General features: G+C 70.3%; 10 protein-coding genes. 5 read left to right on the forward strand and 5 right to left on the reverse strand.

Translation table 11 applies throughout. The annotated features are described in order from the left end of the window. Positions 1–1530: a glycoside hydrolase family 43 protein gene (locus tag ACZ6O5_RS15560; RefSeq protein WP_465977645.1), complete on the reverse strand. Its 1530-nt coding sequence runs from the start codon at positions 1528–1530 to the stop codon at positions 1–3. 77 nt (positions 1531–1607) lie between these two features. Between ACZ6O5_RS15560 and ACZ6O5_RS15565 the strand changes: the two genes are divergently transcribed. The 3 genes from ACZ6O5_RS15565 (at position 1608) to ACZ6O5_RS15575 (ending at position 6441) form a co-directional block, all read left to right on the forward strand. After that, positions 1608–3275 (forward strand): CocE/NonD family hydrolase, encoded by a 1668-nt coding sequence (locus tag ACZ6O5_RS15565; protein ID WP_465977647.1) that lies wholly within the window; start codon positions 1608–1610, stop codon positions 3273–3275. Between the two features lie 55 nt (positions 3276–3330). Then, the gene (locus tag ACZ6O5_RS15570) at positions 3331–5295 is read left to right on the forward strand and encodes a right-handed parallel beta-helix repeat-containing protein (RefSeq protein WP_465977649.1); all 1965 of its coding nucleotides are present in this window, start codon (positions 3331–3333) and stop codon (positions 5293–5295) included. A gap of 111 nt (positions 5296–5406) precedes the next feature. Then, a complete protein-coding gene (locus tag ACZ6O5_RS15575) occupies positions 5407–6441 on the forward strand; it encodes a hypothetical protein (RefSeq protein WP_465977651.1) in 1035 nt (344 codons plus the stop codon). Positions 6442–6627: 186 nt separating this feature from the next. On the opposite strand, the gene ACZ6O5_RS15580 is transcribed toward ACZ6O5_RS15575, so the two are convergent. Further along, a complete protein-coding gene (locus ACZ6O5_RS15580) occupies positions 6628–8361 on the reverse strand; it encodes a PQQ-dependent sugar dehydrogenase (protein WP_465977653.1) in 1734 nt (577 codons plus the stop codon). A 35-nt stretch (positions 8362–8396) separates the two neighbouring features. Beyond that, positions 8397–9458, reverse strand: coding sequence for an SMP-30/gluconolactonase/LRE family protein (locus ACZ6O5_RS15585; protein WP_465977655.1), 1062 nt, complete (start codon positions 9456–9458; stop codon positions 8397–8399). Positions 9459–9723: 265 nt separating this feature from the next. Here ACZ6O5_RS15585 and ACZ6O5_RS15590 point away from each other — a divergent pair, with 265 nt between their 5' ends. Continuing rightward, positions 9724–10227 carry a hypothetical protein gene (locus tag ACZ6O5_RS15590; RefSeq protein ID WP_465977657.1) on the forward strand — a complete coding sequence of 168 codons (504 nt, stop codon included), beginning with the start codon at positions 9724–9726 and terminating at the stop codon, positions 10225–10227. After that, positions 10224–13520 carry a hypothetical protein gene (locus tag ACZ6O5_RS15595; protein ID WP_465977659.1) on the forward strand — a complete coding sequence of 1099 codons (3297 nt, stop codon included), beginning with the start codon at positions 10224–10226 and terminating at the stop codon, positions 13518–13520. Before ACZ6O5_RS15590 ends, ACZ6O5_RS15595 begins: the two co-directional genes overlap by 4 nt. 52 nt (positions 13521–13572) lie before the next feature. Here ACZ6O5_RS15595 and ACZ6O5_RS15600 read toward each other — a convergent pair whose 3' ends face one another. Together ACZ6O5_RS15600 and ACZ6O5_RS15605 are read right to left on the reverse strand one after the other, a co-directional pair. Further along, the gene (locus tag ACZ6O5_RS15600) at positions 13573–14622 is read right to left on the reverse strand and encodes a trypsin-like serine peptidase (protein ID WP_465977661.1); all 1050 of its coding nucleotides are present in this window, start codon (positions 14620–14622) and stop codon (positions 13573–13575) included. Between the two features lie 491 nt (positions 14623–15113). Continuing rightward, positions 15114–15836 carry a DUF305 domain-containing protein gene (locus tag ACZ6O5_RS15605; RefSeq protein WP_465977663.1) on the reverse strand — a complete coding sequence of 241 codons (723 nt, stop codon included), beginning with the start codon at positions 15834–15836 and terminating at the stop codon, positions 15114–15116. Positions 15837–15864 lie beyond the last annotated feature (28 nt).

Below are 15864 nucleotides of genomic sequence, written 5' to 3' on the forward strand. Positions count from 1 at the left end.
TCATCCGGTCGGCCGGTAGTCGAACCAGTCGAACCCGGCGGTTCCCTCGGTGACGTACATGCCGATGACCCGTCCGGTGAAGCCGGAGGCGACCTCGGTGGACAGGTAGCGCCCGTCCAGCTCCGCCAGGTACGCCCAGCCGTCGCCGGTCTCGACCTCGAACCTGATCGTGTCACTGCCGGCGGCCACGACGCCCACGTGGCCCGCCCGCGCGAGATCGTCGGACGAGGTGACCGTCGGAGGCAGCACGTCGGTACTCCGGATGCTCAGTGCCACGGTCACCGCCCCCGCCGGCACCTGACACTCCCCGAACACCTGGCGGAACGGCCCGACCCGGCCGATGACCCGAGCCCGGCCCCGCGCGAGTTCCAGGTCGTAGTGGTGGGCCTCGTCGATCCTGATCGTCAGGCCGCAGCGGCCCGCGCCGGGATCGACGCGGACGCTGACCCGGCAGTCATGGTGCTGCTGGCGGCGGCCGACGATGGTGGCGCCGCTCCGGTCGAGGCTGTCGCCGGTCGCGTGCAGGGTCAGCCAGCCGGGCCGGTCGGTCAACGACCAGGCCGAGGCGGGCCGGTCACGGGGAGAGATCCACTGTGCGCCCAGCCGCTCGTCGTCGAAGTCGTCCCGGTCGTCGGACCCGCTCGTCCCCGCCGAGCCGGTCCCGGACCGGACGGGTTCGACCACCGGCCACCCGTCGACCCAGCGCACCGGCACCAGGAACGTCTCCCGCCCGAGTACGTGGTAGGGCGGCCAGTGCCCCTTGGCCCGGATGCCCAGCAGGACCATCCACCAGTTGCCGTCAGTGGCCTCGACCATGTCGGCATGCCCGGTCGCCTGCACCGGCCGGTCGGTACCGCGATGCGTCAGGATCGGATTGGCCGGCCCGGGCTGGAACGGCCCGCGCGGCGATCGCGCGCGGGCGACGCTCACCGCGTGGCCGGTGTGGGTACCGCCCTCCGAGACGAGCAGGTACCACCAGTCGCCGACCCGGTACAGATGCGGCGCCTCCGGGTACTGGCCACCCGTTCCCGACCACATCGGCACCGGCCCCTCGAACACCTCTCCGGTATCCGGGTCGATCCGGTACGACTCGACCCCGGACACCGTCAGCCAGCAGGTGCCGTCGTCGTCCCACGCGAGCGACGGGTCCACGTGCGGCAGGTCCAGGTAGACCGGATCCGACCACGGGCCGGCGGGATCGGTCGCGGTGACGATCAGGTGCCGACCGAGCGTGACGTTCGTCGTGACGACCCAGAACCGGTCGTCGTGGTGGCGGATCGTCGGCGCGTAGATGCCCCGCGAGGCCGGCGTGTCGGGAGGCAGCCGAAGCTGGTCGGCGCGGTCGAGCACGTTGCCGATCTGGCGCCAGGTGAACAGGTCCCGACTGTGGAAGATCGGCACACCGGGCGAGTACTCGAAGCTCGAACACACCAGGTAGTAGTCGTCACCGGCGCGGCAGATGCTCGGATCGGGCCAGAAGCCCGGGAGGATCGGGTTGCGGTAGCTGAGGGACTCACCGTGGGCGGACACGGCATGAGTGTCGATGTCGTGATCCGTCTCGGCAAGCCGGTCGTGTCGTCGATCACCGCCAGCACCGGGGCTGAGTGATGACGAGCCTCCGCCGCCGACTGTCCGGCCGGCTCCGGCGCGTCCGCCGCCACGCGGCCACGGAGCCGCCGTACGCCTTCACCGTGCGGCGCGGGCTGCGCGTGCCGATGGACGACGGCGTCGCGCTGCGCGCCGACCTCTACCTGCCGCTCGGCACGGTCGAACCGCCGTTGCCCACTGTCGTCGTCCGCTCGCCGTACGGCCGGCACGGCTCCCTCACCCACGCGCCGGCGCTGGCGGCCGAGGGGTTCACGGTTCTGGTGCAGAGCTGCCGCGGTACGGGCGGCTCCGGAGGCAGCTTCCGGCCGCAGCTCGACGAGCAGCGCGACGGCACGGCCACCCACCGGTGGGTACGCCGCCAGCCCTGGTTCACCGGCACGGTCGCGACGTACGGGGAGAGCTACCTCGGCTACGTCCAGTGGGCCGTGGCGGGACGGATGTGCCGGGACGATCCGGGGAACGCGCCGGACGCCCTGTGCCTGAACGTCACGATGGCCGACTTCGGCGCGGTCACCTGGAACAACGGCGCCTTCTCGCTGGGCGGCTCGCTCGGCTGGTCGCGCCGGATGGCGCTGCGGGGCATGCGTGGCGCCCTCATCCGGGCGCGGCTCGCATGGCGGCCGGACCGGAAGCTGGCCGAAGCCTTCGACGTCCTGCCCCTGTCCCGCGCCGACACCGTCGTGGCCGGCCACCCCATCGGCTGGTACCAGGACTGGCTGGCCCACGAGAGCCTCACCGACGACTACTGGACCCGGCAGTCGCACACCGCGTCGGTGCCCGACGTCACCGCACCCGTGTACATGGCCACCGGCTGGTACGACATCTTCCTTCCCTGGCAGTTGCGCAACTACGCCCAACTCGCCGCGGCCGGTCGCCCGCCACGGCTCACCATCGGTCCGTGGGGCCACCGCGGCGACCGGAGTCCGTTCCTCGCCGAGTCGATCGCGTTCCTCAAGGAACACTTCGCCGACGCGCCCGCGGCCCGGCCGGCGCCCGTGCGCGCCTTCCTCACCGGCGCGGAGCAGTGGCGTGACCTACCCGCGTGGCCGCCGCCGGGCACCGTCGTGCAGCGGTGGCACCTGCATCCGTCCGGGCTGCTCGACGCGGCGGTCCCCGACGGGGGCAGCACCCGCTACCCCTACGATCCGGACCGGCCCACACCCGCGCTCGGTGGTCCCGGCCCGGCCCCGGGCCCGGTCGACACCAGCGCCCACGAACGCCGCGCGGACGTGGTCGTCTTCCGTGGTCCACCGCTGGAGCACGCTGTCGTCCTCGCCGGGGAGCCGGTCGCCCACGTGCGGTTCCGCTCGACGGCGGCCAGCGCGGACGTGTTCGTCCGGATCTGCGACGTGCACCCCGACGGCCGCTCGATGAGCGTGTGCGACGGCATCCGCCGCCTCGGCGGTGTCGGCACCTCGGCTACCGACCCGCGGCCCGACGAGGACGGTTTCGTCGAGCTGGCGGTGCCGCTGTGGCCGGCGTTCCACCGCTTCGCCGCCGGCCACCGCGTCGCCGTGCAGGTCAGCTCCGGAGCGCATCCGCGCTACGCCCGCAATCCCGGCAGCGGCGAACCCGCCGCCACCGCGACCACGACGGTACGGGCGCGGCAGGAGATCTCGCACGACGGCGCCCACCCGTCCCGGCTCGACCTGCCGGTGTGGACGTGACCGGGCGCGAGCGTGTCGACAGCTTCGTGAACCACTCGTCAGGAGGACTCCCCGGATGACATCCGTATTCCATGTGGCGACCACCGGTTCGGATCACGCCGACGGCTGCGCCGAGCGGCCGTTCCGGACGATCAACCGGGCGGCCGGCGTCGCGCAGCCCGGTGACACCGTGGTGGTGCACGCGGGGGAGTACCGCGAGTGGGTGAAGCCACGCCACGGCGGTCTCAGCGACTCCCGCCGCATCACCTACCAGGCCGCGCCCGGCGAACACGTGGTGATCAAGGGATCGGAGCGTGTCACGGGCTGGGAACCGCTCGGCGGCACGGTGTGGCGGGCGGTCGTCGACAACGCGCTGTTCGGCGCGTTCAACCCGTTCGCCGAGGAGGTGGCCGGCGACTGGATCGTGTACGGCACGGGTGCGCCACGCCGGCACCTCGGCGACGTCTATCTGAACGGCGTGAGCTTCTTCGAGGTGGCCAGCCGGGCGGAGGTCGACGCGCCACCCCGGCGTACCGGGGTCGTCGACGACTGGACCAGGGTGACCCGTCCGGTCGACGACCCCGACCAGACCCGGCTCGTCTGGTACGCCGAGGTCGGCGAGCGGACGACGATCTGGGCCAACTTCCAGGGCGCCGACCCGAACACGGAACTGGTCGAGATCAACGTACGCCGCAGCGTCTTCTACCCGGAACAGCCGCACCTGGACTACCTCACGGTCCGTGGCTTCGAGCTGGCGCACGCGGCCAGCCCGTGGGCGCCGCCGACCGCCGACCAGCCGGGCCTGATCGGACCCCACTGGGCGAAGGGATGGGTCATCGAGGACAACGTGATCCATGACGCCAAGTGCGCGGCGATCTCGATCGGGAAGGAGGGGACGACCGGGCAGAACCACTCCGCTCTGCGCGGCGACAAGCCGGGCTACCAGTACCAGGTGGAGTCGGTCTTCGCGGCCCGCGGGCTCGGGTGGGACCGCGAGCACATCGGCTCGCACGTGATCCGCCGCAACACGATCTACGACTGCGGCCAGAACGCGATAGTCGGTCACCTCGGGTGCGCGTTCTCCACCATCGAGGACAACCACATCTACCGCATCGGCGTGAAGCGCGAGTTCTACGGATACGAGATCGCCGGCATCAAGCTGCACGCCGCCATCGACGTGGTGATCCGGCACAACCGGATCCACGGCTGCTCGCTCGGCACCTGGCTGGACTGGCAGGCGCAGGGCACCCGGCTGTCCCGCAACGTCTACCACGACAACTGCCGGGATCTCTTCGTCGAGGTCAGCCACGGTCCCTATCTGGTCGAGCACAACATCTTCGCCTCGCCCGCCTCGCTGGAGCTGTTCAGCCAGGGAGGCGCCTTCGTCCACAACCTGATCTGTGGCACCGTGCGGCTGGAGCCGGTGCTGGACCGCGCCACGCCCTACCACCGGCCGCACAGCACCCAGGTCGCCGGGTACGCGGTGATCTACGGCGGCGACGACAGGTACGTCGGGAACCTCTTTCTGGGCGGCGACCCGGGCGCGGCCTACGGGGCGGGCGCGGAGGGCGACGGGCCACCGCTGGCCGGCACCGCCGGATACGACGGCCATCCCGCGTCGTTCGAGGAGTACCTGGCCCGCCTCGTCGACCAGCCGCCCAGCGACCAGCAGAAGTACCTCGACGTGAAACAGCCGGTGTACGCCCGCGCGAACGCCTACACCGCGGGCGCCCGGCCGTTCGAGGGTGAGCGCGAGCCGTGGGTGCTGGGCACCGCGACAGCGACAGTTGTCGACGAGGACGACGCGGTCTGGCTCGTCACGGATCTCCCCGAGGCGTTCGACGAGGCCCGGGTCGGTGTGGTCACCGGCCGGGAGCTGGAACGGGTCCGGTGCGCCGACGCGGATTTCGAGGAGGTCGACGGCAGCCCCGCCGTCATGGACATCGACCTGTCGGGCGCACCCCGGCAACCTGGACGAGACGGCGCCGTCGGCCCGCTCGCGCGCCTTCGGTCCGGGCCGCGCCGAACGCGCGTCTTCTGACACGGCGGCCCCCGGGTCGCGCGGTGCCGGTGCCGGCGCAGGGCGGTCACGGTGGAGATCGCCTTCTACAATGGTCACACCCGTCGGCAGACGCAGCGGATCGGACGACCAATGACTCCGCGACCCCGCAAAATCCGCGACCTCCGCAAGTCACTGGCCTGGTACGCCTTCGGCGCGGCCTGCCTCTCGGTGTTGCTGGTGGGTCTCCTGCTGACCTACCAGGACGGCCAGCTCACCCGCGACGCGGTCTTCTCCTCGGTCGGTCTCAACCTGATCGCGGCGGTGATCTTCGCCGTCGTCTTCTCGGTGGCCAGCAACCGGATCCAGGAGCGCAGCCTGGAGGAGAACCTCGCCGACGGCCTGGACGAGCTGCGCCATGACCTGGTGGCGGCCCTGGCCGCGAACAACCGCAGCTTCCTGCCGTCGGCCAGCTATCCGGCACTGGATCCCGGTGCCAGCTTCGGCGACGCGTACAACCGCGACCTGACGCTCAGCCTGGAGCGGAGCAACACCTTCTTCTTCCAGGGCCCGAGTGCCCGGCTCGTCGCCGCCCGGCTGCGGAAGCTGCGGCACTACCCGCAGCAGATCAAGATCGTCATGCTGGATCCAGGGGACCGACGCGCGCTTGCCCGTCGGGCGGCGGACCGCGTCCTCTGGCCCGCGTCGCAGGGCCGGCCGGTCGCCGCCATCGAGGAGGAGTTGCGCGAAGAGTTGATCGTCAACGTGGTCGCGCTCTTCGACTGCCGGCAGATCTGCCCGATCGAGCTGCTCTACCACGGGGACACCGCGGTCTACCGGTACGTGCTGTGCGACGAGGCCGTCTATCTCTCCTGGTACCACGGCCTCCGGTCCAGCGGGATGGAGATGCCCGAGTCCTACCGGTTCGGGATCCAGTCCTTCCCGTATCAATCGCTGCGGCTCGACATGCTTCGCAAGTTCGAGATCTCGGACCGCAAGGTCCGGTTCGACCCCACCGACGACGACACCAGCCTCTGCACGCACCTGGCCCAACTCCTGGGCCAGCCGGTGGGGCCTGCCGACGTGGCCCGGTGGCGAGCCGCCCACGACGAGCAGAGTGAGTCGTTCAGCGGCTATCTCGACGAGCTCTACCGCCGGCTGCCCACGGGGCTGGAGAGCACCGACTGACATCACCCGCGCGGGCTGCGGGGTGCGGGCGGTCCTACGGTGGGTTGGCGCTGTGGGCCGTCCTCCATGGCGTGGATGCCCGACCGCCTCCCCGCGATCGGGCATCCACGCTCCCGGACACCTGCGGCACAAGGAGGCGGCGGTGCTTCCTCTCTGGGCTGGCGGTGCGGGGTTCCCGGCTCGACCTCAGCTCGTGGGGCTGGACGCCGCCCCACCGAGGGTGACCTCGAGGATCTTCTCGTTGCTGTTGTTCGGAGTGCTGTCCTTGTCCCCGCCGGTGCTCGTGGTCAGCCACAGGTTGCCGTCGACTGTCGGTTCGACGGTGCGCAGCCGGAAGTACGTCCCGACGAAGTACTGCTGGACGTTGGTGAGCGTGTTGCCGCTGATCTCCGCACGGTACATCCGGTTGCCACGCAGGCAGGCGATGTAGAGCACGTCCCGGACGATCGCGATGCCGCTGCACGAGGCCTCGGCCACCGGGTACGTCCGGACCGGGGCCCTGAAGTTCGGGTTGGCGCAGTCGCCGGAGGTGCCCTCGCAGGCGGGCCAGCCGTAGTTGCCGCCCCTGACGATGATGTTGGTCTCGTCCATGACGTTGTTGCCGAACTCCTGCTCGAAGAGCCGGCCCTGGGAGTCGAAGGCGAGCCCCTGCGGGTTGCGGTGGCCGTAGCTCCACACATAGTTGCCGAAGGGGTTGTCCGCCGGCACGGTGCCGTCGGGGTTGAGCCGCAGCACCTTGCCGCCCAGGTTGTTGGTGTCCTGGGCCACGTCCGGGTCCTGTCCGTCGCCGGCGGCGGCGTAGAGCTTGCCGTCGGGGCCGAAGCGCAGCCGGCCGCCGTTGTGGTACTTGTTGCGCGGGATTCCCGTGACGAGCACCTGCTCGGTGTTGGTTTGCAGCGTGCCGTCGTAGCGGATGCGCACGATCCGGTTGTCGGTCGTGGTGGTGTGGTAGATGTACAGCCAGTGGTCGGTGGTGAAGGTGGCCGAGACGGCCAGCCCGAGCACGCCGCCCTCGCCGTTGGTGCCGGCCACGTTCGGCACGGTGCCGATGCTGTGCTTGTTGGTGCCGTCCGGGTTCATGGCGACGATGTCGAACAGGTCGCGCCGGCCGTAGAGGACCGTGCCGTCGGGCAGTTGCACCAGGCCCCAGGGCAGGTCCCTTTCGGTGGTGATCGCCGTGGCGCCGCAGATCGGGCTCGTGCAGCCCGAGCCGGTGTGCGCGGTGACCGCGGCGCTCGCCCCCGAGACATTGCCCTGGGCGTCCCGGGCGGTCACCGTGTACCGGTGGTCGGTGTCGGGCGTCAGGCCGGTGTCGGTGAACGTGGTCGCCGGCGGGTTGCCGGCGGTGCCGGTGGTGGAGCCGACCGCCGTACCGTTGCGCAGGATGGTGTAGCCGGTGACCGCGACGTTGTCGGTGGAGGCCGACCAGGTGAGGGTCACGTCCGTGCCGTTGACCGTCGCGGCCAGGTTGGTCGGCGTGCTGGGCGGAGACGTGTCCTGCTGGCAGAACGGCGGGGTGACCGAGAGCGTGGAGCTGGCCTGAGAGACGTTGCCGGCGGCGTCGCGGGCGTTGACGTACCAGCCCCAGGTGACGCCCTGCACGACGCTGAGCGTGGCGGTCAGCGTCCGTCCCGAGACCGAGGTGACGAGCTGGCCGTCGTGGTAGATGTCGTAGGAGGCGACGCCGACGTTGTCCCGGGAGGCGTACCAGGAAAGCGTGACGGACTGGCAGGTCAGCCGGGTGCTGCGCAGGCCGGTCGGCCGGGTGGGCGGGCTGGTGTCGGCGGCGAGCCGGGCCGCCGGCCGGCTCCCGGTCGACGGCGAGGCCGGCGCGGCGTTGGCGGGTACGCCGGTCAGGATGGTGCCGGCGCAGATCAGCAGGGCGAGCGGGACGCGGTGTCGGAGCTTCCGAGGACTCATCCGCACGGGTGCTCTTCCTTTCCGGGGTTCTTCGGTCAGTACGGGTAGCCGGGGACGTTGAGTCGCACGCTGTACAGGCCGGAGTCGTTCGTTCGGCCGGAGGTGACGTAGAGGGTCTGCCGGTCGGGTCCGCCGAACGCCACGTTGGTGGTGCCGGCGCCGCCGGAGCGGATCGTGCCGAGCTGCGCGCCGGCGGGCGAGTAGACGTGGATCAGCCCGTCCGAGCCGGAGGCCCAGTACACGTTGCCGGCGCAGTCGACGGTGACCCCGTCGGGACCGCCGAGGTAGTTCACGAAGACGCTGCGGGCGCCGGTGCTGCCGTCGGGCTGGACGACGTACTTGTAGATCTTGTTCTCGGAGTAGGCGCCCACGTAGAGCGTGCCGCCGTCCGGGGAGAGCGCGATGCCGTTGGGTTGCCGCAGCCGGTCGTCCACAAGTGACACCTGGCCGCCGGAGACGCGGAAGACGCTGGTACGTCCGCTCATCTGGTCAGGTCGGTTGCCGCGCTGGAAGGTGGGGTCGGTGAAGTAGACGACGCCGTCGGAACGGACCGTGACGTCGTTGGGTGAGTTGAACACCCGGCCCTGGTAGTTGGCGGCGACGGTGCTGCGGGCCTGGTCGCTCAGCCGGTATGCGGAGACGCTCCGTTGGTCGTGGGTGGCGGCGATGAGCTGCTGGGCGTCGGGGCTGAGCGCCAGGCCGTTGCTGCCGGCGTTGGCGATGAAGGTGTCGAAGGTCGCCGGCGGGGTGAATCGGCGGATCGTGGAGGGCTGCACGTTGTTCGGCCCGGTGCCTGCGGCCATGTCGGACATCAGCAGGTAGCCACCGTCGGCGATCCAGACCGGTCCTTCGAGGAACGAGAACCCGCCTTGGATCTTGGTCGCGGACACGGAGCTGGCCGGCAGGGGCGGGCCGTACCCGGTGCCGCCCGGGCAGGCCCCGGGGGGCGCGCCGGGTGGACCGGCCAGCGGGTTGGTGTGAGCGTTCACATCAGCGGCGCGTCGAGCTGCCGGAGGTGCGGCACCGACGGGGCCTGGTGCGGTGGTGAGGGCGAGGCACAGGCCGGTGAGTGCGGCGATGGTTGGACGCCAGGTCATCGGGTACTCCCATCGGGATCGGTGAATGCGAGGTCCGTGGTTTCCGGTGGGGTGGCCTCGGTCACCACGCATTTTATAGATGAACGTCGATGTTCACGTGACGCAGCTTAGGCGAGAAAGCAGCGTCCCGCATCAGGTCGCCACGATCACCTTCGGCGCATGCCCCGAAGGCGCCCGATGGTCTGGCCGGATCGGTGGGGGCGGCAGAATTGGTGCAGGCGGTCTCCACGGGCATCGACTGGCGAGAACCCCTCACAGTGGTGTCGTGGCGACGGTCGGGCCAGCTCGAGACGTGATCGTGGGTGGGAAAGGGGTTTCCATGGCACTCGCACAGCGACGGATCGGCTCCGCAGGGCTGCTGGTGGTGGTCACCGCGTTGGCCGGGGTGGCGACGAATGTGGTGACCGACAGCGGCGGTTGGGCGTGGGGCGTCGCTCTGGGTGTCGCAGTGGCGTCCGCCGCCGGACTGCAGATGTGGCTCACCTCAGGTGAACGCGATGCGAACGAGGTGTTCGAGCCGGCCGAGGTGTCCGAGGTGTCCGAGCCCGCCACCGGACCGGTGGTGGCGTCCGGCCCGGCCGCGGTGTCGGTCGGCGGTTCGCTGACCCGCGGCGCTCGCATCGTCACCAACGGTTCCGGTCCGGTGGCGCCGCCGGAACCAACGGCGCACGACGGGACCACCGCGCGTGGGCCGGGCGCGGTGGCGATCGGCCGCGACGCCTCCGGCGAGATTCAGGCAACCGGCAAGATCACCGATGAGGGGTCGTGACCGAACCAGCGCGTATCGCCAACGCGTCCGGCGCCGGTTCGGTCGCCGTCGCCGGAGATGTCGTCAACAGCACCATCACCACCTACGCGACGACCGTTCCCGAGCTGCCGATCGAGGTCGCCTTTCTCGATCCCGCCCCGATATTCGCCGATCTGGAGACCGACCGGTTTGTCGGGCGGGAGTGGCTGGTCGTCGAACTCGATGACTTCCTGCGGCGCCACGCCTGCGGCTACTTCTGGCTCGAGGCCGATGCCGGGGTAGGTAAGTCGGCGCTGGCAGCCCGGCTCGTGTCGGACCGAGGCTGGCTGTGTCACTTCGCGCGGCAGAGTTCCGGCCGTAGCGCCGTGGCGCGGCAGAACCTGGCCGCGCAGGTACTCCGGCGGTTTCCGCACACCGGCCTCGCAGCCGCCGGCGTTGTTCCGGCCTGGGCGACGACACCGGAGGGTTTCGGTGTGTTCCTGGCCTCGGCCGCGAGCCGCTTGGCCGCCACCGGTGAGCGGATCGTCCTGGTGATCGACGGACTCGACGAACTGGACGGGGAAGCCCACCAGCTCCCGCTGGGCCTGCCCGCGGTGTTACCTGAAGGCGTCTTCGTCATCGGCACCTACCGCACGGGACATCCACCCGCTGTTGCCGACAGCGCGCACACCACTGTGACCATCGCGGCTCAGGACGAGCGCAACCGCGCCGACCTGCGAACCTTCCTTGACCGAGCGGTACGGGAGCCACCGCTTCGGCACGCCCTCGACGCCGCCGGCGTGGACCGTCAGCAAATCATCGACCGCCTGGCCGTCGCCTGCCAGGGCATCTGGATATATCTGCGCTACCTGCTGGCCGAGATCAAACTCGGGCTGCGTGGCGTCGACGATATCGATGATCTGCCCGGCACTCTGTGGGACTACTACCTGCGTCAGATTCATCACTGGCGGGCAGGACGCGACTGGGAGCACCATCTCCCGATCCTCGGCGTGCTCACCGCCGTCGACGAGCCGATCACCGCCCAGGCCGTCGCGGATCTGACGGACGGCGAGGTGACTGCCGTCCGACGGTTCTGCGACGGCCCGCTCCGCCCGTTCCTCACTGTTGCCGGCCGGCCCCGGGCCTACCGCATCTATCACGTCAGCCTCCGCCAGTTCCTGAACGGGCGTCTGCCCACCGGTCCCACGCCGGACGACCGGGAGGTCGTGGCGGCGGAGCTGACCGACGCGGTCCGGCAGGCGCACAGCCGCTGTGCCGACGCCTGTCAGGCGGCACCGGTCCCGTTCGGTGACGGCTACGTGGCCCGGCATCTGGTCCGGCACCTGGCAGCGTCCGGCCGGATGTCCGAAGTCCACGACCTTCTCGCCCGCGGCAGCACCGATGCTGACGGTCGGCCTGCGAATCTCTGGTACGCCGCGCACCTGGCAGCGGCATCCGGCGACACCTACCTTCTCGACGTGGGCTCGGCGCTGGCCGATGCCGTCCGGGCCGTCGACACCGCGCTCGCCGCCGGCCAGCCGCCGCAGCGCCTGCCCGAGGAACTGCGCTACCGGCTCATCCAGGTCAGCGTGCACGACATCGCCAACCGCATCCCCGCCGCACTGCCCGGCGCGCTCGTCAGCGAAGGTCTGTGGGAACTGTCCCGGGCGGCCATGCTGGTGCGCTGGATGACGCAGCCGACCGACCGCGCCCGCGCCCTCGCCGGGCTCTGCCCGTACGTCCCGGAGCCGGATCGTCCCAGCCTGGTCGCCGAAGCCCTGGTGTCGGCGAATGCCATCCCGGTGACCTACACGAACGCCTGGGACATCGCGGCGGCGCTGGGCCAGATCGCCGCGGTCGCACCACCCGCGCTGCTGGACCGCGTCTGGGAGGCCGCGTGCCGGATCAGGGACCACGACTTCGGTCCCTGGATACGTGCCGTCGTGCTGCCGCATCTGCCACCGCCCGAGCGCCGGACGGCCACCGCAGAGGCGCTCGCCAGCGACTTCGGCTATCTCGGCGCCCTGATACCGATCCTCGTGGAGACTGCCCCGGACCCGGCGCGACTACTCCGCCCACGGCTCAACCTGGCCGAGCTGTCGATCGACGCGTTACGCGAACTGAAGGAGCTTCTGCCGGCCGCGGCACGGCCCAAGGTGTTGGCGGCGTATCAGCGCACGGGAAGCCTCTCCGAGCCGGCCCGGAGCACGGCGCGCGCCACGCTGACCGTCCTGATGAACGAGAGCGAGCGTTCCCAACGGTGCCGAAAACTGCTGACGGCGTACGGGAATGAGGAAGCAAGCCTCAAGATCGCGCCGGATCTGCTCCGGCTGGTGCCACCCGCCCTGCACCCGGCGTTGCTCGATCGGATCCGCAACGACCGGAAGGGCCTCGATTTCACCGAAGCCGTGGAAGAGGACATGGCCATGGCGTCCGGGCACACCGCGGACTGGAACGACGTCATGGCCCGCCAGCAGATACTCGCCGAACGCCTGGTCTGCGTCGCGGACCTGCTGCCGGACGACATCCTCGACGCGGCGGTCAGCCGGGTCACCGCCTCGGCCCGCGGGGGTTCCCATCACTTTCCGCTGCCCCTGCCCCGTCTCGCGCAGGCCGCGGCGGTCCTGCCGGACCGGCACCTGCCGGACCTGATCGCTTCGGCTGGCCCGGTTGGGCTGGCCGTACTCGCGTCGGCCGTACCGGAGAAACATCTCGACGACGTGCTGCGGCAGGCGCATGACGATCCGGCGGTGGCGGCGGCGGTCGTTCCCCGGATCACCGACCCGCTGCGGCGCCGGACACTGTTGTCCGACGCGATCAACCGGGTGATGGAACCGCAGGAGCCCAGCCCGGTCTCGCTGGCCGCGTTCCGGAACTCGCCGCCGCCCACGACCAACACCCCCCAGCCGTCCAGCTACGACGAACCGGACCTCGCCTTCATCGCCCGGCTGATCGACGAAGCGCCGAGACTGGACGCCGGAGACATCCTTGACCGGGCCGCCATCCTTGCCCGCACGGCATGGTGGCTCACGCCCTCCGCCGTGGCGGCAGTCGGGCCCGGACTACGGCCAGAGGCGCTCGAGGAGGCCATGCGACAGTTCCAGCCGGACGAGCAGACGAAGGTCGCACCGGTGATGGTCGGGCTGGCCGCTGCCGCACCCGGCGTCGGTGACTCCGAGCTGCTCGCGTTTCTGCGCCGGATGCTGCCGGAGAACAACCGGGCCACGTTCATGGAATTGCTCGACGTCGCGGCATCGCGGCTGGCCCGAATTGCCGGCCCGGCCCACGCGACCACCTGTGCCACCGCGATCGAGGAGTGTTTCGCCTGGTGGTGACGGCAACCCGCCGGGCGCGTGACGACGCACCCGGCGGGCAGTTCCGGCAGGATCAGGAAGAGATGTTGCGAACGGTGTTGTAGAGGCCCGCCACCTGGTTGCCGTAGTACGGCGAGTACATGTACTGCGGGAGGTTGTTGTACTTGAAGTCGTTGTGTCCGTTGATGAGGCCCCAGTTGCCGTCGAACGCCATGAGCCAGGGACCACCCGAGGAGCCGCCGGTCATGTAGTTCGTCATGTAGATGGTGCCGCCGCCACCGTCGTAGGTCGGGCCGTTCTCGGCCCAGAGGGTCTGCCCGTTGAACGGGGAGGCCTGCGGATATCCGAAGGCGTAGTCGTACTGGCCGATCGCCTGGTTCCAGGCGATGCCCTGGCCACCGAGGTAGTCGGTGATCCGCCAGCCGTTGACCCGTCCGATGACCGCCGAGCCGACGTCGTTGGCGAAGTCGCCGTTGTTGTTGTACCAGGCGCTGGTGGTCCAGAGGCCCGTGGCGTACCAGTAGCCGTACGGCGCCGAGCCGTTGACGTAGTTCGGGACGAAGGCCCAGTTGGTGGCCCACTGGAGGTTGCCGGTCATGCAGTGCCCGGCGCTCCACACCGAGGACTTGCCCTCGGTGTTCACGACCGCGGCCGAGCAGACGTAGTTGAGGCCGCTGAGCGTGAAGAAGACCTTGCCGGTGGTCCGGGCGGTCGGGTGTCCGACCGGGTAGGCCGGGTCGTAGGCGTTGGTGCCCATCTCGGGCAGGTCAGCTCGGGGCTTGGTGACGGGCGGAGCCGGCGCCACGCTGCCCGCCGCGCCCTGCGGACGGCTCGCAGCGCCGGTGACCTGGCCGGGACGTGCGTTCTTCACCGCCGGGATCTCGCTTTCCGGCAGCGCCGCGCGCATCCGATCCGGGGTCCAGTAGGCGGCCAGCGCAGCGGCGCGGGCGTCGACGCCGGTGCCGTGGGCGGTGCGGGCGACCTCGGGGCTCAGTTGCGCGACCACGCCGACGACGCCCTTGTGGGACGTGTCGGGCTTCGCCTGGGCGGTGCCCGCGGTGGTGAGCGTCACCGCGGACAACGCGGTGACCAGCGCGAGGCTGCTCAGCAGTCTCCGGGACATTCTCCCTGCCTCTCCAGGTGGGGTGTGGGGGAGATAGAAAGATACGACGGAGAAGCGGAAAAGCAGTCATCAAAATGCGTCGGATGTCATCTGGAGAAAGACCTCGCCAAGCGAGCAAACATTGACCTGCTTGACTGAGATGGGTGAAGCGGTGTTACTCCCGACATTACGCCGAGCAAAGCAGTGGGAATTAATATCAATGTCATCAATTTTTATCAGAGTGGGCCTCGGTCGGCGCTTGGCCGACCGTGCTGGTAGATCACTTATGTGCTTGATCCAAACGCCACCTCGGCTTGTGAAGTCCGGCGGCACCTGTGGCAGTTATTGCATTGATGCAGGTCATCCGAAAGTGGATCAGGAAGCGGACGGCTGATGACCCGCTGCCGCAAGCCGTACCACGCCGAGACCGGCATGATGATCAACCTCGGGTACCTGGCCCGAACCGGCGCGGTGACCGGGCGTCCACGCGGACCCGGCCACCGCGCTCCCGGTCAGATCCGGGCCAGGACGGACTTCATCGTGTCGATCTCGGCCCGCTGGCTGGTGCTGATCCGCTCGGCGAGGGCCTTCGCGTCACTGTTGGCGCCCCGGGCGGCCTCGGTCCGGGCCATCGTGATCGCGCCCTCGTGGTGGGCGATCATCATGGTGAGGAACCGCCTGTCGAAGTCCCGCCCCGAGGCCGCCGCCAGCCGGGCCATGTCGACGTCGGACATCATCCCCGGCATGCCGTGATCCATCCGGGGCATCCCGGAGCTGGTCGGGCTGGCGCTACCACCGTGGCCCATGCCCGGCATGCCGCTGTTGCCATGATCCGTGCCGGGCATGCCACTGCCAGGGGTGGCGCTGCCGCTTCCGGTCGGCACGGGCGCGCCCCAGGCGCGCAGCCAGCCGCTCATCGTGGCGATCTCCGGTGCCTGGGCGTCCTTGATCTGGGCGGCGAGCTGCTTGACCTGCGGGTCGGCGGCCCGGGTGGCGGCCAGGTCGGCCATGGCCACGGCTTGCTGGTGGTGCGGGATCATCATCTGCGCGAACATCACGTCCGCCGCGTTGTGTGCCGAGGCGGACGCGGCGTCGGACGCGGCGGTGGCGGTGGGCGTGCTGTGGCCGCCGCCGACCGCACTGTGGTCGTCGCTGCCGCAGCCGGTCAGGACGACGGTGGCGGTGGTGAGGCTGACGCCGGCCACGAGGGCACGACGCAGGATGGTACGGGTCATGACGAGGTAAGCCCTTTCGGAGTCGGTG

The sequence above is a fragment of the Micromonospora sp. NPDC049201 genome (assembly GCF_055586805.1).

Excerpts from the sequence above, each read along its gene's own strand:
- ACZ6O5_RS15565 (WP_465977647.1), top strand. The coding sequence starts at position 1,608 with ATGACGAGCCTCCGCCGCCGACTGTCCGGCCGGCTCCGGCGCGTCCGC.
- ACZ6O5_RS15570 (WP_465977649.1), top strand. The coding sequence starts at position 3,331 with ATGACATCCGTATTCCATGTGGCGACCACCGGTTCGGATCACGCCGAC.
- ACZ6O5_RS15575 (WP_465977651.1), top strand. The coding sequence starts at position 5,407 with ATGACTCCGCGACCCCGCAAAATCCGCGACCTCCGCAAGTCACTGGCC.
- ACZ6O5_RS15580 (WP_465977653.1), bottom strand. The coding sequence starts at position 8,361 with ATGAGTCCTCGGAAGCTCCGACACCGCGTCCCGCTCGCCCTGCTGATC.
- ACZ6O5_RS15585 (WP_465977655.1), bottom strand. The coding sequence starts at position 9,458 with ATGACCTGGCGTCCAACCATCGCCGCACTCACCGGCCTGTGCCTCGCC.
- ACZ6O5_RS15600 (WP_465977661.1), bottom strand. The coding sequence starts at position 14,622 with ATGTCCCGGAGACTGCTGAGCAGCCTCGCGCTGGTCACCGCGTTGTCC.
- ACZ6O5_RS15605 (WP_465977663.1), bottom strand. The coding sequence starts at position 15,836 with ATGACCCGTACCATCCTGCGTCGTGCCCTCGTGGCCGGCGTCAGCCTC.